Raw genomic sequence first — 1,012 nt, forward strand, 5'->3', positions numbered from 1 at the left:
CCGAGGCGGCCGCGGGCGGCGAGGGCGACCTCGAGGTCCGGGCGGGCTTCGGCGATTTCGGTGACGGCTTCGATGCCGGTGAGGCCACCGCCGACGACGAGCACGGTCCCGCCCGCGGGCAGCTCGGCCAGCCGGGCCCGCAGCCGCAGCGCGGACTGCTTGCCGGCGAGGTGGTGGGCGTGCTCGGCGACGCCGGGAACGCCGCTGTCGGCGGCGGTGCTGCCGAGGGCGTAGACGAGCGTGTCGTAGGCGAGCTCGTCGCCGCCGGAGAGGGCGACGGTCTTGCGTTCGGCGTCGACGGCGGCGACCCGGGCGATCCGCACCTGCACGCCGGTGCCCGCGAAGACCTCGGCCAACGGGCGGGGCTTCAGGTCCTGGCCGGTCGCCAGCTGGTGCATGCGGACGCGCTCGACGAACTCGGCGTCGGCGTTGACGAGGGTGATCTCGGTGTCGGCGGGGTGCAGCCGCTTGGCGAGCCGGCCGGCGGCGTTGGCTCCGGCGTACCCGGCCCCGAGGACGACGATGCGGTGCTTCATGGTCTTGCTCCTGTCCGGTCGGTGTGTGCTCCCTGAACCGGACAGCGGCGCGAAACCTGACAGGAGACGGGTGTGACCTGAGTCACCAGGTGCCGGCGAATGGCTCCCCGTGCTCGACGGTGTCCCAGTGACGCGTCGCGCGGGCGAGCTTGGCGGGGTTCGCCTGGGCGTGGACGGCCGCGACGCCGTCCTCCGTGACGTCCAGCGTGAACACGCCGACGATCCGGTCGCCGACCACCATGACCAGCGCGGGCACGCCGTTGGCGACCGCGGCGTACAGGTCGGGGCGGCCGCCGACCATCTCCCACTTGGCCTCGCTCGGCGTGAACAGGGTGCGCAGGAACCGCGCCACCCGCAGCGCACCGGTGACCGGCCGCCGCACCGAGAGGACCACGCCGCCACCGTCGCCGATGCTGATCGCGTCGTCGGCCAGCAGCTTCACGAGCGAGTCGGTCCGGCCGCTGAGCGCCGCGGCG

The 1,012-nt window shown here is 74.3% G+C and carries 2 protein-coding genes; both read right to left on the minus strand.

Going from position 1 to position 1,012, the window contains the following annotated elements; translation table 11 throughout:
- Positions 1-536 (minus strand): FAD-dependent oxidoreductase (locus CCN39_RS43815; protein WP_158104606.1); only part of this gene is annotated, 536 nt, incomplete at its 3' end.
- A gap of 82 nt (positions 537-618) precedes the next feature.
- Positions 619-1,012, minus strand: a 394-nt coding sequence (locus CCN39_RS50450) for a sigma-70 family RNA polymerase sigma factor family protein (protein WP_491844439.1), incomplete at its 5' end; no start/stop codon positions are given.

The organism is Amycolatopsis kentuckyensis (assembly GCF_002155975.1).
Taxonomy (GTDB): Bacteria; Actinomycetota; Actinomycetes; order Mycobacteriales; family Pseudonocardiaceae; genus Amycolatopsis; species Amycolatopsis kentuckyensis.